We start from the raw sequence: 23,481 nt of genomic DNA, 5'->3' as shown, positions 1-23,481 counted from the left end.
TCTTCGGTGCCGATCCCCGACGAGAAGATGAAGATCGTGATGGACGTGTGGTCCGGCACGTTCGACAACTGGCACGGCGTTCTGAGCGACGACCTGAAGGCGGGCAAGACCACCGCGGCCTACTACTCGCGCGTGAGTTACGACGCGAACGGTGCGCCCTACGACGACTCGGGCAAGCCGGTGGGCGGCGAGGACCCCTCCGGCACGCCCGTGCCGGAACCCGAAACGCCGGCACCCGAGACCCCCGTGACCGACGGCGACCCGGCCTTCGACCACGTCGGCACCAACGCCAACGAGTCCCTCTACGGTGACAGCGGCACCGACAGCATCGACGGCGGCCGCGGCGACGACCTCGTCGCCGGACGCGGCGCGGCAGACCTGCTCACAGGCGGGGCGGGCAACGATCTCGTCAACGGTGGCGCGGGCAACGACACGCTGGTTTATGTCGTTGGCCGGAACTACGGGGTGAACGATGTCTACAAGGGTGCCGCGGGCGTCGACACGCTGAAGATCTTCGCGACGGCCGACGAACTGGCCGACGGCAAGCTCGCTGCCGACGTCGCCAAGCTGAAAGCGTTCATTTCCGACAATTACGATGCGGGCACGCACGGCGGCGCCTCGTTCACCTTTGACAGCATCGGCCTGAGCGTCCGTGGCATCGAGAAGGTGGAACTCGTAACCATCGGCGCTGGCGAATCCCCCTCGACTGGCGGCGAGGACGGCGGCATTGAAACGCCAGTCCCCGAAGCGCCTGTGGTGGACGACACTCCAAACACGCCCGATGGGACGGACGGGGAGGTCGCCTCCGGTGCCCTCCCGCCCGCCGATCGCACCGGCACCGCCGGGAACGACACGTTGAAGGGTGGTGGCGATGCCGACAGCATCGGCGGTGGCGCCGGGAACGACTACATCCTCGGGCGCGGCGCTTCTGATATTCTCATCGGTGGTGCGGGAAGCGACCTGATCAAGGGTGGCGCGGATGCCGACATCCTCATCTACGGGATCGGCGACAACCAGGGCGCCTCTGATCGGTACGAAGGGTCGGCGGGTCTCGATACGCTGAAGATCTACGGCACCGCCGACGAATTGAACGACGCTGATCTGCTTGCCGAGGTCGCCTCGCTGGAGACCTTCATGGCGAAAAACCACGACCTCGACACCAACGGCGGCGCGGTGTTCCAGTTCGAAACGCTCGACCTCGAGGTGCGCAGCGTCGAGGCCGTGGAGCTTGTCGCACTCGATACGCTCTGAGGCCTGACCGACGCACCAGGTCGGACACCCTAACGAACAAATGCCGGCCTCTCGGGGCCGGCATTTTCAGTTCTGGGACGGACAAACTCTTCCCGGTCAGGCAAGGCCGCCTACCCCCAGGGCCCAGTCCCCATGTCCGACCGCGGCCGGCTCCGCGGCATCTGCATTGGGCGCGACGGCATCGTCGCCGCCAGCTTTCGCAGTTCTGACACGCGGTTCGCCGTCGACGGGTGGGTTGCGAACAGGCTGTCGCGCGCATGGGCGTGCAGCGGGTTGATGATAAACATATGCGCAGTGGCCGGGTTGCGTTCGGCAGACATGTTGTCGATCCGCGCCGCTCCCGCCTGAATCCGTTCCAACGCGGATGCGAGCCACAGCGGTTGGCCACAGATCTCTGCACCCGCCTTGTCGGCGGCATATTCCCGCGTCCGGCTGATGGCCATCTGCACCAGCCCCGCCGCCAAAGGGGCGAGGAACATGAGCGCCAACGTCCCGACGATCCCCGGCCCCTGGTCCCGGCGCCCGCCAAAGAACATCGCGAAATTGGCCAGCATCGTGATCGCCCCGGCAAACGTCGCTGTAACAGTCATGATCGCGGTGTCGTGGTTCCGGATATGGGCCAGCTCGTGTGCGATGACCCCCGCCAGTTCCTCGCGCGACAGGCTGCGCATGAGCCCGGTCGTCACCGCCACGGCAGCGTTCTCCGGGTTGCGACCGGTGGCGAAGGCATTGGGCTGATCCGTTTCGATCACGTAGACGGCGGGCATCGGCAGCTCCGCGTTGCGCGCCAGTTCCGCGACCATCCCCACGAGGCCCGAGCGGTCGTCGGACCCGACGGGCCGGGCGTTGTGCATCCGCAAGACCATCTTGTCGGAGTTCCACCACGCCATGGCGTTCATCCCGGCTGCCATGACCAGTGCAAAGATCATCCCGCTCGTCCCCGCGAGCACATAGCCGATGGCCATGAAAAGCGCGGTCATCGCTGCCATCAGAATCGCCGTCTTGACGTATCCCATGGATGGTCTCCCCTTCTCGTACGGCACCCGCACCGGACACGTTTCGATATAGGCGCAGCGGGGTTTCCTGCAATGCGGGCGGGCACAGCCGTGACCCTCTCATCGCGGGTGGATAAACCGGCGCCTCTGCCGTAGCGTCCCACCCGAACGATCCTGCCGCAAGCCAAGACGGGACCCGACATGACACGGCCACTTCTGACCATCCTGCTTTCGCTGATGCTGCTCGCCTCCCCTGGTGCCGCGCAGGACCGGGCGGCGGTGGAGCGGCAGTTCCGCGGGTGGCTGGAACAGTCGATCTGGCCGCGAGCGCGCGCCGAGGGTGTGTCGCGCCAGACGTTCGAGGCGGCCTTCAGCGGTGTCACCCTGAACTGGGACCTACCGGACCTGGTTCCCCCGGGGTCCAAGCCGCGCACCCCCAAAGTTCAGCGGCAGGCCGAATTCAGTGCCCCCGCGAAGTACTTCAGCCGCGGGGCGGTCGACGGTGCGACGGCCACCGGACGGCAGATGGCGTCGCGCCATGCCACGACACTCGCCGCTGTGGAACGCCAGACCGGCGTACCCGGTCGGATCATCCTTGCTATCTGGGGCCGCGAGAGCGGCTACGGCCGCGTCGCCATTCCCCATGACGTTTTCGAGGTGCTCGGCACGAAGGGGTTCATGAGCACGCGCGCGCCTTACTTCACCGACGAACTGATCGCGGCGCTGCGGATCGCGGAGGCCGGCCATGCCCCGGAGAGCGCGATGAAGAGCAGCTGGGCCGGCGCCCTCGGCCAGCCGCAGTTCATGCCGTCGAGCTTCCTGAAATACGCCGCCGACGGCGACGGCGACGGGCGGGCGGACATCTGGCGGTCGGAGGCCGACACGATCGCGTCCATCGGCAACTACCTCGCGCGCCATGGCTGGGTCGCCGGGCGCGACTGGGGATTCGAGGTTACGGTGCCTGCGGCCGTTTCCTGCGCGCTGGAAGGGCCGGATCAAGGACGGCCGATCCGCGCCTGGGAAGCGATGGGTATCGCCCGCACCTCGGGGCGGGAATTTCCCGCGCACGAGCGGGGCGGCGAGGGCTATCTGCTGATGCCGGCTGGCCGGCATGGACCGGCTTTTATAGTCACGCCGAATTTCTACGTCCTGAAGGACTACAACATGAGCGACCTCTATGCGCTCTTCGTCGGTCACGTGGGCGACCGTATCCAGTTCGGCGTCGGCGACTTCAGTTCGGGCTGGGGGGCGGTTGGCGGTCTCTATCGGTCCGACGTGGCAGCGATGCAGCGCGCGCTCATTGCACTGGGGCATGACGTCGGCGGGGCGGACGGGCTGGCGGGCTACAAGACGCGCCGCTCCATCGGTCACTGGCAGGAGGCCAACGGCCTGCCCGCCACCTGCTTTCCCGACGCATCCCTGAAACGCGCATTGGTCCGCTGATCTTGGGGCGCGGATGCTCCCGTGAAAGGGCCGCAGCCCTTCAGCCGCCCCCTGCCCCGCTTTCGCTGCGCGACTATGGCACGTTGAACCCGGCCGCCTTCGGGATCACCACGACCACAGGGCCCGGGCGGCCAATTTTGGAGGAGACATGGCTTGCCTTGTAGGAATCGACAACGGCCTGACCGTCACGAAGGCCGTCGTCTTTGACGAAGACGGTGCGCCGCTTGCGGTGGCGCGACGCGAAGTTCCGCAACTCATGCCCGCGGCCCGGCGGGTGGAGCGGGATATGGACGTGTTGTGGCAACAAACGGCGGCCGCAACGCGGGAGGCCATCGCGCAGTGCGGTCGGCCAGCAAGCGACATCGCTGCAGTGGCCGCCACGGCGCACGGCGACGGCGTTTACGTGCTGGACAAGACCGGGCGGCCTCTCGGGACGGGCATCCTTTCGCTCGACAGCCGCGCGGGTGACATCGTGGCCGACTGGACCAGCGGCGACGTTGCGGAGCGGGCGCTCCACCTGACCGGACAGATGCCGCACGTCTCCGCGCCCTCGGCCCTGCTCGCCTGGATGAAGGCGGTCGAACCCGAGCGATTCGCCGCAATCGCGCACGTGCTGGCCTGCAAGGACTGGCTGCGCTACTGCCTGACCGGAGCCATCGGCGCGGACCGGACGGAAGCCAGTACTTCCTTCACCGATGTCCGCACGCAGGACTATTCCGCGGAGGCGATGACCCTCTTCGGGCTCGAGGCCCTCACCGATGCGCTGCCGCCTGTCAGCCATTCCGCCGAGATCGTGGGTACCGTCACCGCAGAGGCAGCCGCCCTCACCGGCCTAATGGAGGGCACGCCGGTCGCCGCAGGGCTGCACGACGTGACCGCCTCGGCCCTCGGGATCGGAGGCCACCGGGAAGGGACCGTCGGCATCGTCGCCGGGACCTATTCGATCAACGAGATCGTCTCCCGCGCGCCCAAGATCGACCCGCGATGGTTCTGCCGCAACGCAGTCGCGCCGGGCTTCTGGAACAACATGTCCATCTCGCCCTCGTCGACCGCGAACTACGACTGGTTTCTCTCCACCTTCTGTGATGCCGAACGAGCGGAGGCGCAGCGCGACGGAACGTCGATCCATGCGCGCCTCGCACCGGAGATCCGCGCGGCTCTGGAGCGTCCCTCCTCGATCCTCTACCAGCCGTTCCTCTTCGGCTCCCCCTACGGCGAGCTTGCCAGCGGGTCCTTCCTCGGCCTGCGCGGCTGGCACAAGCGGGGCGACGTGCTCGCGGCCCTGCTGGAAGGGATCGCCTTCAACCACAGGCACCACGTGGATGCGCTGCGCGAAGGCTTCCCCGCGTCCTCCGCGCACCTGACGGGCGGTGCGTCCCGGAACCCGACGGTGGCGCAGTTGTTCGCGGATATCATGGGTTTGCCGGTCCGGGTCACCGAAACCGAGGAAGCCGCAGCCTGGGGCGCCGCCCTCTGCGCAGGCGCGGCGGTTGGCATGTTCGACAGCTTCGATGCCGATCCACGGGACCTCGACGCGATCACGACGACCTACCTCCCCGACGAGGCGCGCCGGGCCCATTACGACCAGCGATACGCCACCTACCGCGAAATCGCGGACGGGTTCGCATCGAGCTGGAAGAAGCTGGACGATCTGGAAAAACTCGGGCGCGGAGCGACTGCCTAATGGCTGAAGAGACTGTAGCGGGTGACGAAGGTAGGGGTACGATGGAAGCAGACTACGACGTCGTGATCCTTGGCGCCGGCATCAACGGAGCGGGCCTTTTCCGCGACCTGTGCGAACAGGGCGTTAGGTGCCTGCTGGTGGACAAGGGCGACATCTGCGCCGGCACCAGCGCCGCGCCCTCCCGCCTGATCCACGGCGGGCTGAAGTACCTCGAAACCGGCGAATTCCGGCTGGTGTCGGAATCCACCTACGAGCGCAACCTGCTGCTCCGGAATGCCCCGCACCTCGTCCACCCACTGCCGACGGTCATCCCGATTTACTCCTGGACGAAGGGCATCGGCGCCGCCCTGCGGACCTTCTTTGGCTCCAAGACCGCCCCACGCAGCCGTGGACGGCTGCTCATGAAACTCGGGCTCTGGCTCTACGATGTCTACGGCGCCCGGCAGCGGGTGATGCCGCGCCACAGTATCCTCGGGCGGGAGGCCGCCCTTAAGGAACTGCCTTCCCTGACCCCAGACATCGTGGCCGTCGGCACGTATTACGACGCGGTGGTCACGGCCCCCGAACGGCTGGTGCTCGAACTGGTGAAGGACGGCCTGCGGGCCAGCCCCGCTTCCCGCGCGATGACCTGGACGGACTTCGAATGCGTCGAGGACGGCCGCCTGCGCTTTACCGGGCCCGACGGCGAAACGCTCAGCGTTCTGCCCAAGGTGACGGTGAACGCGACCGGCCCATGGATCGACGCCGCCAACGCGAAGTTGGGGGTGGCGACGCAGTACATCGGCGGCACAAAGGGGTCACACATCCTGCTCGACCATGACGCGCTCGTGCGTGAACTCGACGGCCGAATGATCTATTTCGAGGGTGACGACGGGCGCATCTGCCTGGTCTTTCCGTACCACGGTCGGGCGCTTGTTGGCTCGACGGACATTCCCGCCGACGACCCCGACAGCGTGACCTGCGAGGAAACGGAGGTGGACTACTTCATGGGCGCCCTGCGCCGGCTGCTGCCCGGGCTGACCTTCGACCCGCAGCAAATCGTCTACGCCTACTCCGGCATCCGTCCGCTGCCTAACTCCGAGGGGACCGAACCCGGCCTCATCAGCCGCGACCACTCCGCGCCCGTGCTCGACCCGGAGCCAGGGCGTCCCTACCCCGTGATTTCCCTGATCGGCGGCAAGTGGACCACTTTCCGGGCGTTCTCCGAACAAGTGGCGGACGACGTTCTGAAGCGGCTCGGGACCTCCCGAAAGACGACGACGCGGGAGCTTGCCATAGGCGGCGGACGGGGCTTCCCCACCACGCTGGAGGCACGCACGGCGTGGCTGGCCGACGCCTCTGCAAAGGACGCGACACAGGACCGGCTTACGGCGCTGCTGGATCGCTATGGCACTGCCGCCCCCGAGGTGGCCACCCACGCGTTCGACGCCCCGGACCGGCTGGTTCAGGGCGACACCGATGTGACCCTGTCGGAGATCGACTGGATCGCCCGCAACGAACAGGTCGTGCACTTGCAGGACATCGTGCTCCGGCGGACCCAGCTTGCGATCACCGGGCATTTGTCGCGGGATGGTCTCGACGCGATCGCCACCGTTGCGGGCGCTGCTCTCGGCTGGTCGGAGGATCGCCTGCGGCAGGAGGTCGACGACACGCTCGCCGTTCTGCGAGAACGGCACCGGGTCGCCCTTTAGGCGGCTCGGCGTTACCCGTCCAGCAGGGCGCGTGCGGTGGCTTCGTCCGTGATGAGGCCGGACAGGTAGCCGCTTCTCAAAACCGCGCGGATCGCGTCGACTTTGCTCGCACCGCCGGCGAGGGCAACGATCCGATCCTTGCCGGGCTCTTTCAGCGAAATCGAAAGCGTGCGCGCGGTCAGCGCCGTTTCAAGCCGCCGTCCGTTCGCGTCGAAGAAATGGCCGAGCAGTTCGCCGATGCCCCCTTGCGACGCGATCTCCGCAATCTCGCTCTGTTCGATCATCCCGGACGCGACGAGTTGCGTGTCCGCGTCGACCGTGCCGATACCGACCAGCTTCAGCACCGTCGCCTCCGCCATGTCGAAGATCTCCCGGACCCCTCTCTGGGAGATCAGAACCTCGCGGTCCTCGATGGTATTGGCGAAGAAAGGGATCGGCATCACGTAGGCATGAGCACCGGTCTTTTCGGCGAGCAGGTGCATCACGTCATGCGGGTTGGCCGAGAAATTCCGCGTGAGCCCGCCTAGAAGCGAGACGAACCGGATGCCCTTCGGATCGAAGCGGGGAAGGTTGCGCACCGCCGCCGCGAGGGTCCGGCCATGACCGATCCCGATGGAGGTGATCTCCCCCGCCTCCAGCACGCGCCGAAGGAAGGACGCGCCCGAAATGCCGAGCGCGCGCACGGGCAGCCCCTCCTCCGCCAGATCCGGCGCGACGCGGCACGTCTCCAGCCCGAACGTCTCGGAAAGCTCCGCCTCCAGTTCGATGCATTCGACGATCTCGCCGTCGATAGAAACCTTCACCGCCCCTTCCGCCACCGCCCGCGCGATCAGCCTGTGAGTCTTGACCGAGGGCAGATGCAGGCGCTTGGCGACCGCCGACTGGGTCAGACCGCCGACATAGTGCAACCATGCCGCGCGGATTGCGAGGCTGTGGTCGTCGTCCTGTGCCGGTCGGTCGCGCGCCATGTCCCCTTCCTAGCCGCCAAACCCGGGTCAGCGCCGCGTCACACTCTCAGGTCTTGCGCCCCCGTATCAATGTGAGGCGCCCAGAAGCGAACGCTTTCAGCGATCTGCGGCACCACTTCCCTATCATTCGGTTCGCGTTCCTTGAAGCTCAGTTCCAGGCAGATCTCGTTTTCCGTTGCGCCACCCTTGGCAAACGCGTCCAGTAGCGGTTCCGGCTGGATGCGCCCCCTGGCGTTGAATTCCGCAGTGAACGGCCGGTGTCCCCCCTTGTCCATCAGGCTCTGCTTGATGTGGATGATCGGAGACACCTTCGGCACCGCCCGCGCCCAGGCATACGGATCGTAGTCTTCGGGGGTGTCGCTGGTAACATCGCCATGGTCGATGTCGGCCATCATCCACATGGGGATCGCGAGATCGGCCGCCGTCAGGCGGTCCTGAAGGGCCATGCACGACGCGATGGTATCCCCGAACTCGCGACCGACGCTCATCGGCTCCCAGAAAACGTACTCAAGCCCTGCGGCCTTCGCGTGCTCGGCCACCTCCGCCCAGCAGTCGATTGCGATCTTGATAAGCTCCTCCCGCCGTGCGGGGTCGTCGAAATCCTTGAATGTGAAGATCGCGAATTGCGTTCCGACGGACACCCCGCCCAGATCCCCGATGATGTCGGCGAAGGTCTTGAACCAGTCGACGTAATACCGGCGCACGTCCCTGTCCGGGTGGCCGAAGTGGTTCAGCCGCCCGTAGGGTCCCGTCATCCCGGAGGTCACCCGTGCGCCGGTCCGCTCAAGGGCGGCGCCCGTGTCCCGCGTCAGACGGCGGATGACGGGCGCGGGCCAGCTCGGGTTGATGAACTCGTGGGTGAGCTGGATGTCCCTCAGCCGAATGTCGCGCGCGATGGCATCGATCAAGTCGTCCGGCTCAGCGAAGCGATTGACCAACGGGTTGGTATTGAGCGAGAGCGTCAGCCCCATGTCAGGCCGCCTCCGCGTAGGCGTCCGTGAACCACTCGGCAAAGGCCGCCTGATCTTCCTCGGTCAGGTGCAGGCGATGCTTGGTCCGCCGCCACAGCACGTCCTCGACGGTCTGCGCCCATTCCTCGGCCACGAGGTACTTCACTTCGGCCTCGTAAAGATCGCCGCCGAAATGCCGCCCGAGGTCCGCCACCGACTTGGCATCGCCCACGATACGGCTCACGCGCGTGCCATAAAGCCGGCCGTAGTGGTGGCGCAGCGAAAGCGGCATCCAGGGGTAGTCTTCCTTCAGCGTCTCGCGAAATGCCTCGTAATCCGCGTTCTCGATGTCGCCGCCGGGCATCGGCGCCTTTTCGGTCCAGTCGCCGCCCATGTTGGGGAAGTACTTCTCGATCTGTTTCAGGCCGCGCTCGGCCAGCTCGCGGTAGGTCGTGATCTTGCCGCCGAAGATGTTCAGCAGCGGTGCCCCTCCGGTGTCGTCGATGTCGAAGACGTAGTCGCGCGTCACCGCCGACGGGTTGCCCTTGCCGTCATCGAAGAGCGGGCGCACGCCGGAAAAGCTCACCAGCACATCCTCGCGGCGCAGCTTCTCCTTGAAGTAGCGGTTGCAGGCCGCGAGAAGGTACTCGATCTCGTCCTCCTCGCATTTCACGGCGTTCGGGTCGCCCTCGTAGCTGATGTCGGTCGTGCCGATCAGCGCCTTGTCGCCTTCGTAGGGGTTGATGAAGATCACCCGTTTGTCGTGGTTCTGCACGAGGTAGGCATTCGACGTGTCCCAGAACTTCGGAACGATGATGTGGGAGCCCTTCACCAGCCGCACGTTGCGCTTGGAGTTCGACCCGGCCACCCGGCCAACCACGTCGGAGACCCACGGGCCCGCCGCGTTGATGACCATCGTCGCGTGGAACTCACGCTCCTCGCCCGTCACGGTGTTCCTTGTGGTGACCCGCCAGATGCCACCCTCGCGGCGGGCGGAGACGCAGGGGCTGCGGGTCAGCACCGTCGCGCCGCGTTCTGCGGCGTCGATGGCGTTCAGGATCACCAGCCGGGCGTCGTCCACCCAACAGTCGGAATACTCCAGCCCGCGCCGGTATTTGTCGACAATCGCCGCCCCTTCCGGATCGCGCAGCAGGTTCAGCCGGCGCGTGCCGGGCAGCTTCTTGCGGCCGCCGAGGTGGTCGTAGAGGAACAACCCCAACCGAATGAACCAGAACGGCCGGTCGTCCGGAGAATGCGGCAGGACGAAACGCATCGGCCAGATGATGTGCGGCGCGGCGTTCATCAGCACCTCGCGCTCGATCAGCGCCTCCCGCACCAGCCGGAATTCGTAGTATTCGAGGTAGCGCAGACCGCCATGCACCAGCTTGCCCGACCGCGAGGAGGTCCCCTCGCCCAAATCGTCCTTCTCGCACAGCACAACGCTCAGCCCGCGGCCCGCCGCATCCCGCGCTATTCCTGCGCCGTTGATGCCGCCCCCGATCACGAAAAGGTCGACCTTCGGAATATCCGTCATCTGCTTTCTCCCAAAGCTTCGGCTTGCGCGGTCATCGTCCCGTCGGCATCCGGACCCGAGCCATTCGCCCGGGCCTCCGCCATACCGTTCCAGACCGGCCTGAGTGCGATGCGTGCATCGCGGTAAGAGGTGAAAAGATCGTCGTAGACACGGACCAGATCGTCGTCCGGCGCCTCCGGCTCGCCGAGCAGCGGCGTCGTCCATTCCGCGATACAATCGTCCATGGAGCCGTAGGCACCGATCGCCACAGCCGCCATCATCGCGCACCCCGCCGCGCCGGCCTCCTCCCGGGAGGAGACGCGCACCGGCGTGTCGAGCGCGGCCGCCAGCACCTGACGCAACGCGGAAGACCGCGCCGCCCCGCCGGTCAGCCGCAGCTCCGTCGGCATGTCGCCCATCGCCGCGTAGCAATCCCGCGCCGCCATGCCGAGGCCCTCGACCACGGCACGCAGCAGATCAGGGAACCGATGGCCCGCATTCAGCCCGACGAACCCGGCTCGCGCGTCCGCCTCGACGAAGGGTCCGCGCTCGCCCGCTTCCGAGATATAGGGGTGATAGATGATCCGGCCGGGGCGGGACCGGTCCATCCAGCCGTTGATCCGCGCGACGAGATCGGCGTGGGTCGGCGTCTCTCCGGTTTCCCCGATCAGATCCGCGGCGACCGAGAGCGCCCAGTCCACGTTCAACGTCGCCGCCATGTTGGTCTGGACCTGCGTGACGAGGCCCGGAACCGGGAGACAAATGACGTAGCCCGTCCCCTCCGCGTTCAGATGGACCCCTTCGGACGGGACGGCGCGCATGTGCACGCCCGTCGACCCCACGGTCGAGCACGCCGCACCAGCGTCCCCGGTGTGCACGCCCGCACCAAGGGCCGTCATCACCATGTCCACGTAGCCAAGGCTCACGGGCGTCCCCGCCAGCAAGCCGGTTTGGTCGGCCGCCGCTTCGGTCAGGGGGAATGTGGTGAGCGATCCGTCGACGATCTCCGGCAGCAGGCCGCGCCGGTGCTGGAGCCCGAGCGATTCGATCGCCGTGTCGCTGTAGGCGCGGGTTCGGAAGTCGCCGAAGGTGAAGCTGGCCTCCGACGGGTCGGTGGCCCGCACGCCCGTCAGGTTCAGGAAAAGCCAGTCCTTGCAGTGCAGCGCCGCTTCGGCGCCTTCCAGAAGCTCGGGGTGGACTCGGTCCATATGGGCAAGCTGCGATCCCTGCTGGCAGGTGTTCAGCCCCGTGCCAGTCACCTCGAACCGCGCGCGGTCGGTTGGCTTGGCGGCGAGGCGGCGCACGGTCGGCGCGGCGCGCGCGTCAAGCCAGAGCCAGGCATCCGCGACCGGAGCATTGCCCTGCCCGACCAGCCATGTGCCGTCCCCCTGCCCGGTGACGGCAAGGGCCGCCACGCGTCCGGCAAGGCCGTCGATCCGGTCATGCAGCCCGCGAATGGCGGTCGCACAGTCGTCCCACGTCCGGGTCAGGGATTGCGTGACCGCCCCGTCCCCGCCGCTCTGATAGGCGTTTCGCACAGCCGATATCGCCAGTTGCTGCCCGGAAAGGTCGAAGGCCACCGCTTTCAGTACGGAAGTCCCCGCGTCGATGCCGACGATGATGTCGCGCCCCGCTGTCACTTCTATTCCTCCCTGGTCGACCCCCGCCAAGGCTGTGGCGTCCGGCCGTTCTTCACCGATTCGCGCTCCGGCGACGCTTCGGTTTCCGCCTTGCCCCTAACGGTTTGTGCAAGTCCGGAGACCCAGGGCCGGCGCATGTATCGGCCTTTCTCCTCCCGACGTGTCTTAGCACGAATTTTGCGGAGGGGTGATTTTTTTTGCAGACAGAGAAAAATTTTTCACCTATGGTCGATGCATCCGGACGCTCGCAAAGTGCGCCGGGCGCAGTAAGCTGACGGAACGCGAGGAGGAGAATTCGCCCCGTCCGCCCCCCTGCGCAGGGAGGAGATCCGTCGCGTCACGGGCGCTGACGGCAGGTATCTCCGCACGAGGAATTCGCCGCCCCGACGGGCGGCCAAAGATGATCTGGCTCGGCGCCCGGCGCCGTGACCCCGACGCGTACGCACACCGTCTGGGGCAGCAGGAGGAAAGGCGGTCTGAGATGTCGACATCCGAAGCGCAGGGGTCCAGGACGGCGAAGTCGGGCCGGACGAAGTGGATACTGGTCGGCGCGGCCGTCGTGGTGATCGGTGCCATCGCGCTGGACACGACCGTCGTCCGGATCGGCTCAGATCAAGACCTCCGCCAACAGGCCTTCGATCCCGACGTCTATGGCCAGGAACAGTTCCCGCGGATTCGCGAACTCATCAAGGAACGTGCGCCGAACGCCCCCCAGCTCGCCACCGAACTGGCCGAGGACAAGGACGCTGCGGTCGAGAAATACGGCACGAAGGGCGGCATCGGGGCCGTGATGCCCGTGCGCCTGACCGGCGTGGTCGGCGAAGGCAAGTCGGGCGTCTATAACGTGGCGGTCGACGGCGTGCCGGAGGATGTGACAATCCGCGTGCAATCCGGCCCGGCGATCAACGGCACCGACTTGCGTGACTACCCCGGTGACATCGCCTTCGGTGAATTCACCAATCAGATCGAGTACCAGAACGCCGGCGCGGGCATCAACCGCGCGATGGCCGCCGAAGCGCTGAACGACCTGGATCGTGACAGCCTGTCCGGCAAGACCGTTCACGTCACCGGCACCTTCCGGCTCATCAACCCCAAGAACTGGCTCGTGACGCCGGTAGAATTCGAGGTCGAGCAATGACGCAGGCGAGCGTGGCGGACCTGACGCGCCAGGAGGCATTCGGCTCGGACGTGGTGCTCGCGGCGCGGGATGTGTCCAAGTCGTTCGGCGCAGTGCACGCCCTCAAGAGCGTGAACTTCGACGTCCATCGCGGGCAGGTAACGACCCTCTTCGGCGAGAACGGCGCCGGCAAGTCGACGCTGATGAAGATCCTCTCCGGTGTCATCCAGCCAACGTCCGGGGAACTCATCCTCGATGGCCAGACGGTCAACGTGAGCTCCACTGTTGAAGCGCGGGACCTGGGGATCTCCATCATCCACCAGGAGTTGAGCCTCGCGCCCAACATGAACGTCCGCGACAACATCTTCATGGGCCGGGAGATCCGTGGCTCCTCCGGCGTGAACTTCGCCGAGGAGGAGAAACAGGCGCGCGCCCTGCTCCGCGAACTGGAGGAAGACATCGACCCGCTGACCCCGGTGTCAGATTTGCGCCTCGGCCAGCAGCAGATCGTCGAGATCGCCCGCGCCCTGTCGGTCAACGCCCGCATCCTGATCATGGACGAGCCCACCTCCGCGCTGTCGGCCTCGGAGGTCGAGGTTCTGTTCAAGGTGATCCATGACCTGAAATCGCGCGGCGTTTCAATCGTTTATATCTCGCACCACCTCGAAGAGGCGTTGCAGATTACCGACCACGCGGTCGTCCTGCGCGATGGCGCCATGACGGCCCGCGCGCCACGCGCCGAGATCGACCTGGAATGGATCGTCCGCAATATGGTGGGGGAGAACTTCGACCTCGGCTCACCGCCGACCGGCTACGACTACGGCCCGGTTGCGCTCTCCGTCGAGTCCCTCAGCGTTCCCGGCACCGGCCGTAGCGAGTTTTCCGTGGTGGACCGTCTGTCACTGCAAGTGCGCGAGGGCGAGATCCTCTGCATCTACGGCCTGATGGGCGCAGGGCGGACCGAGCTGCTGGAATGCATCGCAGGGCGTCTCGCCCCCTCCGGCGGGCGCGTCCTGCTCAAGGGCGACGATATCGCCGGGCTGACCATCGCCCAGCGGATCGACCGGGGCCTCGTGCTGACGCCGGAAGACCGCCAGCGCGACGGCCTCGTCCAGACGATGACGGTGGGCTCGAACCTGTCCCTGCCCAGCATCGCCGCCTTCACCCGAGGTCTTTTCACCTCCCGCGCAGCGGAACAGAAGATCGTCGACAAGACCATCCGCGAGGTCACCATCAAGACCGATGGCGGCGGCGCGGCTATCGGGTCGCTGTCGGGCGGCAACCAGCAAAAGGTCGTGATCGGCAAGATGCTGGCGACCAATCCCACGGTCGTCCTGCTCGACGAGCCCAGCCGCGGCATCGACATCGGCGCCAAGGCCGAGGTCTTCGGCCTGCTCGCCGACGGGGCCCGCAAGGGGATTGCCGTGGTCTACACGACGTCCGAGGTGACGGAGTGCCTGTCCATCGCGCACCGGATCATCGTCATGCACAAGGGCAAGATTTCGGCCGTGTTCGGCCCCGATGCCACCAAGGAACAGATCATGGCGGCCTCGGGTGAGGTCGACCTGGAGCAGCGGCTCAAGGAGTCCTATCACCTGGACCTCTGCCGCGTCGTGACGGACCTCCACGAGGACGATCTGCCGCTCGACGCCCTTGGCGACGCCGGGGCCGCCTTCCTGGCCGATCAGATCTCCAAGACTCCGAAGCTGAAGCTTGGTGCCGGCCATGGCCGTACGCTTCTGGCCTGCGTGAAGGCCCTCCCCGAACGGTCGGCGCCGGACCTCAGCATCGCCTCCGTGATGGGCGGATTGACGATCAACGCCGATACCAATCCGCATGAAATCATCCAGCGGCTGGCCAGTCTGACAGGCGGAAGCGCCTCCGTCATGCCGGCTCCCTTCATGGCCAACAGCGTCGCCGACCGCGATGTGCTGCTCGGCCAAAAGGACTGCGCGCGAACCTACGACCTGGCCCGAACATCCGACCTCCTGCTGGCAGGCATCGGCTCCACCGGGGCGGATGCCGAACTGGTCACCTCGGGCATGATGGAGCCGCAGGAAATGGAAGAGATCGCCCGCGCCGGCGGTGTCGGCGAGATCCTCGGCCACTTCTTCGACGCAAAGGGCCGGCCGGTGCAGACGCCAGTGACCGAGCGCATAGTGACGCTGCCGCTCGACGTCCTGCGCGACCGGCGGATCGTTGCGGTCGCGGGAGGAACGATGAAGATCGACGCCATAGAGGCCGTGCTCGACAGCGGCCTGCTGAAGGGGCTGATCGTCGACGAACAAACGGCGCGTGACATCGTGGAAACGGAACGGGCCGCCGGTCCGTCGGCGCTGCACTAACGGGGAGCTGAGAGCATGACGGACGCAACGACGGACAACAAGCGAGGCCGGAACGGACCGTTCTCGTCCCTCTTCGGCGAAAATTTCAGCATCGGGCATGCGCTGCTGGAAGGTCGGGCCTTCTTCGCCCTGATCGCCATCATAATCGTCTTTTCCTTCCTGTCGCCGAACTATGCGACAGTCAGCAACTTCCTGATTATGGCGAACCACGTGGCCATCTTCGGCCTGTTGGCCATCGGGATGCTGCTGGTGATCCTGAACGGCGGCATCGACCTCTCGGTCGGCTCCGTGCTGGGGCTCTCCGGCGTCTTCGCGGGGTTCCTTCTGCAGGGGGTCGAACTGGAATGGGCGGGCGTCATCCTTTACCCGCCGGTCTGGGCCGTGGTCGTGCTGACCATTTCGCTCGGCGCCTTCGTGGGGCTGGTCAACGGCGTGCTCATCGCCTTCTTCAAGGTGCCCGCCTTCGTCGCTACCCTGGGGTCGCTCTACGTGGCCCGCGGCGTGGCGCTGCTGATGACCAACGGCCTGACATTCAATAACCTTTCGGGTGACCCCGCGCTTGGCAACACCGGCTTCGACTGGCTTGGGTTCAACCGCATCGCGGGCATTCCCATCGGCGTGATCATTCTGGCCATCGTCGCGGTGGCCACCGGGCTGCTTCTCATGCGCACCGCCTTCGGCCGCTGGCTCTATGCCGCCGGCGGCAACGAGAACGCGGCGGAGCTTTCGGGTGTGCCGGTCAAGCGGGTCAAGATCATCGTCTACATGCTCTCGGGCTCCTGCGCCGCCATTGCCGGGCTCGTCCTGAGTTCGCAGCTCACCTCCGCCGGGCCAACCGCCGGTTTCACTTACGAACTGACCGCGATCGCGGCCGTGGTCGTGGGCGGCGCCTCCCTGATGGGTGGGCGGGGCAACGTGCGCGGCACCATGCTCGGCGCCTTCGTGATTGGCTTTCTGTCCGACGGCCTCGTCATCATCGGCGTCTCGTCCTACTGGCAGACGGTGTTCACCGGCGCCGTGATCGTTCTGGCCGTCATGCTGAACTCCATCCAGTATAGCGGAGGCGGCAAGCGCTGACCTTTACTTCGAGATTTTCGCACTTCGCCCGGTCGGAGGAGATCGCAGGTGCGGGAAAAACAGCCGGGAATCCGGCATACTTCAAACCAACGGGAGGAAACCCAATGCTCAAGATTACCAAACGCTCTCTGCTCGCGGCCGTGGCAGCCGCACCCCTCATGGCAGGCGCCGGATGGGCCGAGGGCCTGATGTCCATCATCGTCACCGACCCGGCGAACCCCTACTGGTTCACCGAAGGCGAAGTGGCCAAGGCCACTGCCGAGGAACTGGGCTACGAGGCCAACGTGTCGGCGCACAAGGGCGACACCAACGCCGAGAGCAACCTGATCGACGCGGCGATCACGAACGGCGCCAAGGCGATCATTCTCGACCCGGCCAACGCCGACGGGTCCGTGGGCGCGGTGAAGAAGGCCGTGGACGCGGGCATCCCTGTGTTCCTGGTCAACGCCGAGATCAACGAGGCTGGCCTGGCTACGGCGCAGCTTGTCTCCAACAACGCCCAGGGTGCGGCGCTCGGCGCGGTGCAGTGGGTTGAACTCGTGGGGGACGAGGCCAAGTACGTCGAGTTCTTCGGCAACCCGGCCGACAACAACGCCGCCACCCGGTCGAACGGCTACGAAACCGTGATCAGCCAGTATCCGGGGCTGGAAAAGGTGGCCGAGGAAGTCGCCAACTGGGACCGCACCCAGGGCTACAACAAGATGCAGTCCATCATTCAGGCCAACCCTGACTTCACGGCGGTGATCTCCGGCAACGACGAGATGGCCCTCGGCGCGATCGCCGCGCTGAAGGAAGCCGGCAAGCTCGAGAACGTGATCGTCGGCGGCTTCGACGGCTCGCCGGATGCGGTGGAAGCGATCAAGGCGGGCGAGATGGCCTACTCGGTCCTGCAGCCGGTCGCCGTGTTCTCCGAAGAGGCGGTGCGGCAGGCGGACTACTACGTCAAGAACGGCGAGCCGATGGTGGCGGAAGAGAAGCAGCTCTTTGACTGCTCGCTCATCACGCCGGACAACGTCGACAAGTACTCCGCGCCCTTCGTGATGTCTGAATAAGACTGGGGTCTGGGAATCCGTTCGCCCGGATCGGGCAACGGGGAATGGGCGCTGCTTCGGCGGCGCCCATTTTCATTGGGACGACAGTGTCCCATCCGTGGGACAGAGCGATCTGGCCTGAAATCAGATACTTACAGGGACACGTTAACCATCTGTAAGGGATTTGAGCGGGCGCGGTACGGAAGCCCATGCCGGGCCGGATAGGGCGGGGGCGCTGTGAGGACGCCCCTCGCCTGCCGGAGGTTCTACGGCGTCAGGACGAGGTCGACCTTGCCCAGATTGTCGTTCACGCGCCGCGCGTTCGGGATGTCGTTGCCGAGCGCCTTGGTGCGGGCCGCCTCCGGCTCGAAACCGTAGCCGAGCCAACGGTCCACAAGCCGCCGCTCCAGTTCGTCCATCGGTTCGCGGAGGAAGACGGAGAAATCCCAGAACTCGGCCAGTTGCCGCCACGGGTCCTCGTCGAGGACGAGGTAGTTGCCCTCCACCACGACGATCCGGGTTTCGGGCCGGATCTCCTCCGCGCCGGCGATGGCGATTTCGCGGGTGCGGTCGAAGACCGGCAGGAGCACTGTCTCACCATCGCGGATGCGCCGAAGCGCGGTCGCGAAGCCGCCGTAGTCGAAGGTTTCCGGCGACCCCTTGCGCGGCAGCAGGCCGCGCGGTTCCAGCAGGCGGTCGTCGAGATGAAACCCGTCCATCGGCATGAGCACGGCCGCGTGCCCGCGGCGCACGAGTTCAGACACCACCGCCGCCGCGAGGGTGGACTTTCCTGCCCCCGGCGGCCCTGCGATGGCCACGAGCGTCCGCCCGCTGGCTTCTGGCAGCGCCTCGACCCGCGACGCGAGATCCGCCGCCGTTCGCGAAATGTATTCTGCAACGTCCGTCATCAGCTTCTACTCATAAGTGAAACCGGCCGCCTCCGCGTGCCGGTGAAGGAAAGGAAGGCCCGCGTCGATCACGTCAGCGGGCGTCGCGGCGACCGGCCGCCAGATCGCCAGAGCAGAGGCGATGGCCGGGTGCACGTGGTTCATGCTCTCCAGCGTCGTGGTGCCCTCGAAGCCGATCTCGGCGAGGGTGCGGTAGACCTCGTCCCAGCCGATGGTACCCGCGCCCGGCGCGCCGCGGTTCGATTCCGACAGGTGCACGTAGCCCAAGAACGGCCCGCAGTCCCGCAGGCCCTGGGCGTAGGACACCTCCTCGATGTTCATGTGGTAGGTGTCGAGATGGATGAAGACGTTGTCGGCTCCCACCGCCTCGCAATAGGCGCGCCCGTCGGCACCGGTGTTCATGATGTGGGTCTCGTAGCGGTTGCACGGCTCGACCCCGAGTTTTAGCCCGTGGTCCGCCGCCATCCTGGCCGCCCGTTCGATAAAGCGGCAGGTGCCGTCGAATTCGGCCTGGGTGCGCGGCGCGCCGGAAATCCGGCCGATGGTGCCATAGGTCACGCCCGCCAGGGCCGCCGCGCCGACGCCGGAGGCGACCTCGAAGGCGGGCTTGAGAAAGGCGAGGCCGGCGTCCGGGTCCTCGATCACGTTGATATCGTCGGGCAGCCCGAGGGAGCAGACGGGCTCGATGCCGGTCTCCTCCATGAAGGCGCGCGTCTCGGCCACGTCGATCTCGGCGGGGTCCAGAAGGGGGATCTCCAGGACCCGGACCTTGTGCGCGTCGAATTTCGGCATCAGCGCCCGCATCGCGGGCACGTCCCATTTCGGGGCCGCCGCAAAGGTGTGAAGGCCAAGTTTCGCCATGGGTTATCCTCTCGATTCATGTTCGGCCGCAGCGGCCATATCGTCGCCGCCGACAATGGCGGAGACCACTTCGGCCATGTTCGTCTCCGACGTGGTGAGATCGGCCGTCGCCTGCCCCTGCCGCAGAACCACGATCCGGTCCGTCACGCTGAGCACGTCGTTGAGGCGGTGGGAGATCAGGATGACCCCGATCCCCTCGGACTTGAGCTGGCGGATCAGGTCGAGCACGCCCTGCACCTCCCGCACGGCGAGCGCGGCGGTGGGCTCGTCCATGATGACGATCTTGGGGTCGAAGGTCAGCGCACGGGCGATGGCGACGGACTGCTGCTGGCCGCCGGAGAACGAGCCCACGGGCCGGGAAATCGCCGGCAGGCGGGCACCGAGCCTGTCGATCATCGCCTGCGCCTCGCGCTTCATGGTGGCGCGGTCGACGAAGTTCATGCCGAGGATCTTCCGCACCGGCTCCCGGCCGAGGAAGATGTTGGATGCCACGTCCTGCTGCTTGGCGAGCGCAAGGTCCTGGTAGATCATCTCGATCCCGAGGCTGCGCCGCTCGCCCGGATCGAAGCCGAGGATCGGCTTGCCTTCGAGGGTGATGTTGCCGGAGTCCGCGGAATACATGCCGGTGACGATCTTCATCAGAGTGGACTTGCCGGCGCCGTTGTCGCCCACCAGCCCGACGACCTCGCCCGCGTCCACGTGGAAATCCACGCCGTGCAGCACGTGCACCGCGCCGAAGCTCTTGGTGATTCCCGTGACATCCAGAAGGGTCATACGCGGGTCTCCTTCCTGAGCTGGTACTGGTCGATGAAGACCGCGAGGATGAGCACCGCGCCGATGGCCATCTGCTGGTAGTAGGACTGCACCGCGAGCAGGTTCAGGCCGTTCTGCAGCACCCCCATGATCAGCGCGCCGACCATGGTGCCCAGGATCGAGCCGCGCCCGCCGAAGAGGTTGGTGCCGCCGATGATGGCCGCGGTGATGGCGGTGAGTTCGTAGGTGAGGCCCGCCGTCGGGTCCCCGGCGTTGATGCGGGCGGTGAAGAGCAGCCCGCCGAGCCCTGCCAGCGCCCCGGAGAGGGTGTAGAGGCTGCGGCGGTGGCGCTCGATGTTGATCCCGGCGGTGCGGGCTGCGTTCTCGCTGTCCCCGATGGCCAGCGTGTGCCGGCCGTACCGCGTGTAGGCGAGGACGCAATGCATGACGATGGCGGTGGTCACGAAGATGATGACCGGCATCGGGATGCTCAGGGGCCGTCCCTGCCCCAGGTAGACCATTGACGGCGGCAGGCCGTAGATCACCCGCCCGTCGGAGATCACCAGTGCTAGCCCGCGGGCGATGCCGAGCATCCCAAGGGTGACGATGAAGGCCGGCACGTAGGCGCGGGTGACGATGGTGCCGTTGACGAAGCCCGCCGCCGCGCCCGCGCCGATGCAGGCGGCCACCGCGATGGGCATCGGCAGGCCCCAGTTGACGCCGACGTAGGCTCCGACGACGCCCGACAGCCCCATGACCGAGCCGAGCGACAGGTCCAGCCCGCCGGAGCCGATCACGAAGGTGGCGGCGATGGCCAGCACGCCGATGGTGGAGGTCGCCAGCAGGATGTTCAGGAAATTGCTGACCGACAGGAAGAACGGCGACAGCATCGCCATGATGCCGGCGAGCACGATCAGGACGATGAGCGATTCCAGCCGCACGTGGAGCTGCTCGATGGAGCCGGCCTGCAGCCGTTTCCAGAGGCTCGGCGCGGGTTTCCCTTGTGTCGAGGTGGGGGTCATGTCGGTCTTTCGGGTCTGCCGCGGCGGGCCGGGGCCGGTCGCTTCGATTGGCCGGGAAAGGGGTCCGGCGGGGCGGGGAGAAGGCCCCGCCGGACCGGGGTCAGGTCACTTCACGTATTCGAGCAACGGCTCGGTACCTGCGTCCATGACCTCCTTGGTCAGAACGAGTGTCGGCACTGTGATGTGCTCTTCCACCTCGCCGCCGTCGACGGCGACCTTCACGTTCTCGACGGCCTGTTTGCCGACGAGGTAGGGAAGCTGCGCGACGGAAGCCGTCAGCCTGCCCTGTTCGATGGACTTCACGGCGTCGGAGTTGCCGTCGACACCGATGATGACGACCTCGCCGCCCTTCCCGGCGGCATAGACCGACTCGACCGCGCCGAGCGCCATGCCATCGTTGGCGGCGAAGATGCCCTTCAGGTCCGGGTTGCGGGTCAGGATGTCGTTGGTGATGGACGCGGCCTTTCCGCGATCCCAGTCACCGGGCAGCGAGGCCACGATCTCAAGCCCCGGCGCCAGTTCGGCCAGCGTGTCGGCAAAGCCCTGCGCGCGTTTCTGACCGGTCACGTTGCCCGACAGCCCTTCGATCACCAGCACCGGCCCCTCGGCGTCCGCGCCGAGCTGTTCGACCATGTATTCAGCGCCTTGCCCGCCGGCCTTCACGTTGTCCGAGCCGATGGAGAAGGTGATGTCGATGCCCTCTTGCTCCAGGATCGCCGGGTCGAGGTTGCCGTCGAGATCGACCAGCTTGATGCCCGCCTCCTGTGCCGCCTTGAGGCAGGGCAACAGGTTCGTGGAGTTGATCGCCGCCGTGACGAGCGCCACCGGGTTGCGTTCCAGCATCGTGTTGCAGACGTTGAGCTGGTTTTCGACTGCCTGGTCGCTTTCGACCGACTGCACGATATAGGCGACGCCGGCTTCCTCCGCGCCGGCTTCCACGCCCTCGCCCATCGCGCCCCAGAACGGGTTCGCGAGCGTTTTCATCAGGATCGCATATTCGCCATCGGCAAAGGCCGGGCTGACCGCGAACAGGGCCGCCATGGCAGTGGCACCAAATGTACTTGAAAATCTGGACATTGTAGTCTCCTCCTCTGGATACTTCCGTCTCTTTTCAATTGCCCCGCGTCCTCCTACGCGGCACTTCCGTTTCCGGCCCAGCCGACTCGCGGACGAGCATTTCGCACGCCTCGAGATGCTGCACCGGCGCTCCGTCGTTATTCCCTTCGATCCGCGCCAGCAGCGTCGCCATGGCGTGCTCGGCCATCGTGTGCACGGGCTGGGCGACGGCGGTGATGGATGGCCAGGTCGTCTGCATCCAGTCCGCGTCGTCGAAGCCCACAAGGGCGATGTCTTCGGGCACGCGAATGCCGCGCCGCCGGAGTTCCGCGGCGACCCGCAAAGTCGAATGCTGGGACAGCGAGAACACCGCCGTCGGGCGGTCGGCCGGAGCGCGCGTCTCAAAGTACTTGCAGATCGAGCGATGGGGGACGTCGGCATCGGCGTCCGACAGCACGGTATCCACCTGCACGCCCGCGTCCAGCGCCTTCGCCCGTTCCGTGAATCCGGCAAGCCGGGTGCGGATCGCCTTGGACACCTGCGTCGCCCCGTGCAGCAGGACGTGGCGGTGCCCCAGGCCGAGCAGGAAATCCGCCACGTTGGCGGAGGCCTGGTAGTTGTCAGCCGACACGGTGTCGTAACGCTCATCGTCCGACACGCGGTCCACCAGCACCGCCTGCATGTCCAGCGCGCGCAGGGTTTCCGCACCCCTGCCCCGCTCCGACCGGACGGGCGCAAGGAGCGTCCCCGCCACGCGCCAGTCGTTCATGCGGGCGACCAGCTCGGCCTCCCGCTCCTCGCTCTCCCGGCTGGAAGCGACGATCAGGTGATAGCCGGCGCGCTCCGCCGCATCCTGCAGGCCGGTCACGAGGGCGCCGAAGAAGGGGCTCTCGAGGTCCGGCACCACGGCGCCGATGATCCTCCGGCTCTCGTTGCGCAGGGACGAGGCGAGCGGGTCCATCCGGTAGTCCAGCTCCGCCACGGCGGTGCGCACGCGATCGGCGTTTTCCTTGCGGACCGTTGCCACCCCGCGCAGGACCTTGGAGACGGTTGCCGCCGACACGCCCGCGCTGCGGGCGACGTCATGGATCGTTGCGCGTCTTGGTCTTTCCTCCCTCTTCACGGTACCTCCCCTTGGCCGCGAAAACTCCTCCGCTCACAGGCTAAATCGGTTTA

19 protein-coding genes are annotated in these 23,481 nt (G+C 66.5%); 8 read left to right on the top strand and 11 right to left on the bottom strand.

The genetic code is table 11. The features are described from left to right. Nucleotides 1–1,251, top strand: a 1,251-nt coding sequence (locus BM075_RS10140) for a calcium-binding protein (protein WP_425445190.1), incomplete at its 5' end; no start/stop codon positions are given. Between the two features lie 110 nt (nucleotides 1,252–1,361). On the opposite strand, the gene htpX is transcribed toward BM075_RS10140, so the two are convergent. Then, entirely contained in the window at nucleotides 1,362–2,267 is a 906-nt protein-coding gene (gene htpX, locus BM075_RS10135) for a zinc metalloprotease HtpX (RefSeq protein WP_093360559.1), read from the bottom strand. Between the two features lie 180 nt (nucleotides 2,268–2,447). Between htpX and BM075_RS10130 the strand changes: the two genes are divergently transcribed. The 3 genes from BM075_RS10130 to BM075_RS10120 all read left to right on the top strand — a co-directional run bounded on the left by BM075_RS10130 (nucleotide 2,448) and on the right by BM075_RS10120 (nucleotide 7,064). Further along, nucleotides 2,448–3,689, top strand: a complete 1,242-nt coding sequence (locus BM075_RS10130) for a lytic murein transglycosylase (protein ID WP_093360558.1) — start codon at nucleotides 2,448–2,450, stop codon at nucleotides 3,687–3,689. A gap of 148 nt (nucleotides 3,690–3,837) precedes the next feature. Next, complete coding sequence (locus BM075_RS10125) at nucleotides 3,838–5,373, top strand: FGGY-family carbohydrate kinase (RefSeq protein WP_093360557.1); 1,536 nt, start codon at nucleotides 3,838–3,840, stop codon at nucleotides 5,371–5,373. Then, entirely contained in the window at nucleotides 5,373–7,064 is a 1,692-nt protein-coding gene (locus BM075_RS10120) for a glycerol-3-phosphate dehydrogenase/oxidase (protein WP_093360556.1), read from the top strand. Before BM075_RS10125 ends, BM075_RS10120 begins: the two co-directional genes overlap by 1 nt. A gap of 11 nt (nucleotides 7,065–7,075) precedes the next feature. On the opposite strand, the gene BM075_RS10115 is transcribed toward BM075_RS10120, so the two are convergent. Genes BM075_RS10115 through BM075_RS10100 form a run of 4 tightly spaced genes read right to left on the bottom strand, consistent with a single transcriptional unit; the run spans nucleotide 7,076 to nucleotide 12,135 of the window. Continuing rightward, nucleotides 7,076–8,032, bottom strand: a complete 957-nt coding sequence (locus BM075_RS10115) for a sugar-binding transcriptional regulator (protein WP_093360555.1) — start codon at nucleotides 8,030–8,032, stop codon at nucleotides 7,076–7,078. A 38-nt stretch (nucleotides 8,033–8,070) separates the two neighbouring features. Next, nucleotides 8,071–9,003, bottom strand: coding sequence for a TIM barrel protein (locus BM075_RS10110; protein WP_093360554.1), 933 nt, complete (start codon nucleotides 9,001–9,003; stop codon nucleotides 8,071–8,073). Nucleotide 9,004: 1 nt separating this feature from the next. Continuing rightward, complete coding sequence (locus BM075_RS10105) at nucleotides 9,005–10,516, bottom strand: glycerol-3-phosphate dehydrogenase (protein WP_093360553.1); 1,512 nt, start codon at nucleotides 10,514–10,516, stop codon at nucleotides 9,005–9,007. Next, entirely contained in the window at nucleotides 10,513–12,135 is a 1,623-nt protein-coding gene (locus tag BM075_RS10100) for an FGGY-family carbohydrate kinase (protein WP_093360552.1), read from the bottom strand. Before BM075_RS10100 ends, BM075_RS10105 begins: the two co-directional genes overlap by 4 nt. Before the next feature lie 481 nt (nucleotides 12,136–12,616). Between BM075_RS10100 and BM075_RS10095 the strand changes: the two genes are divergently transcribed. The 4 genes from BM075_RS10095 to BM075_RS10080 all read left to right on the top strand — a co-directional run bounded on the left by BM075_RS10095 (nucleotide 12,617) and on the right by BM075_RS10080 (nucleotide 17,726). After that, on the top strand, nucleotides 12,617–13,273 hold the full coding sequence (locus BM075_RS10095) for a DUF2291 family protein (RefSeq protein ID WP_093360577.1): 657 nt from the start codon (nucleotides 12,617–12,619) through the stop codon (nucleotides 13,271–13,273). Further along, entirely contained in the window at nucleotides 13,270–15,597 is a 2,328-nt protein-coding gene (locus BM075_RS10090; protein WP_093360551.1) for a sugar-binding domain-containing protein, read from the top strand. Before BM075_RS10095 ends, BM075_RS10090 begins: the two co-directional genes overlap by 4 nt. Nucleotides 15,598–15,612: 15 nt before the next feature. Further along, complete coding sequence (locus tag BM075_RS10085) at nucleotides 15,613–16,674, top strand: ABC transporter permease (RefSeq protein WP_093360550.1); 1,062 nt, start codon at nucleotides 15,613–15,615, stop codon at nucleotides 16,672–16,674. A gap of 104 nt (nucleotides 16,675–16,778) precedes the next feature. Further along, on the top strand, nucleotides 16,779–17,726 hold the full coding sequence (locus BM075_RS10080; protein WP_093360549.1) for a D-ribose ABC transporter substrate-binding protein: 948 nt from the start codon (nucleotides 16,779–16,781) through the stop codon (nucleotides 17,724–17,726). A 245-nt stretch (nucleotides 17,727–17,971) separates the two neighbouring features. On the opposite strand, the gene BM075_RS10075 is transcribed toward BM075_RS10080, so the two are convergent. The 6 genes from BM075_RS10075 to BM075_RS10050 form a co-directional block, all read right to left on the bottom strand. Further along, on the bottom strand, nucleotides 17,972–18,613 hold the full coding sequence (locus BM075_RS10075; protein ID WP_093360548.1) for a nucleoside triphosphate hydrolase: 642 nt from the start codon (nucleotides 18,611–18,613) through the stop codon (nucleotides 17,972–17,974). Nucleotides 18,614–18,619: 6 nt separating this feature from the next. Further along, complete coding sequence (locus BM075_RS10070) at nucleotides 18,620–19,474, bottom strand: sugar phosphate isomerase/epimerase family protein (RefSeq protein WP_093360547.1); 855 nt, start codon at nucleotides 19,472–19,474, stop codon at nucleotides 18,620–18,622. 3 nt (nucleotides 19,475–19,477) lie between these two features. Then, nucleotides 19,478–20,248, bottom strand: coding sequence for an ATP-binding cassette domain-containing protein (locus BM075_RS10065; protein ID WP_093360546.1), 771 nt, complete (start codon nucleotides 20,246–20,248; stop codon nucleotides 19,478–19,480). After that, complete coding sequence (locus tag BM075_RS10060) at nucleotides 20,245–21,249, bottom strand: ABC transporter permease (protein WP_093360545.1); 1,005 nt, start codon at nucleotides 21,247–21,249, stop codon at nucleotides 20,245–20,247. The genes BM075_RS10065 and BM075_RS10060 overlap by 4 nt, the downstream gene beginning before the upstream one ends. Nucleotides 21,250–21,354: 105 nt before the next feature. After that, entirely contained in the window at nucleotides 21,355–22,326 is a 972-nt protein-coding gene (locus BM075_RS10055) for a sugar ABC transporter substrate-binding protein (protein ID WP_093360544.1), read from the bottom strand. 34 nt (nucleotides 22,327–22,360) lie between these two features. Further along, on the bottom strand, nucleotides 22,361–23,428 hold the full coding sequence (locus tag BM075_RS10050; protein ID WP_093360543.1) for a LacI family DNA-binding transcriptional regulator: 1,068 nt from the start codon (nucleotides 23,426–23,428) through the stop codon (nucleotides 22,361–22,363). Between the last annotated feature and the right edge of the window lie 53 nt (nucleotides 23,429–23,481).

It is taken from the genome of Tropicimonas isoalkanivorans (assembly GCF_900112335.1).
Classification (GTDB): domain Bacteria; phylum Pseudomonadota; class Alphaproteobacteria; order Rhodobacterales; family Rhodobacteraceae; genus Tropicimonas; species Tropicimonas isoalkanivorans.
Note: the sequence above shows the minus strand (reverse complement) of the source record. Positions and strands in the feature narration are given on the sequence as shown.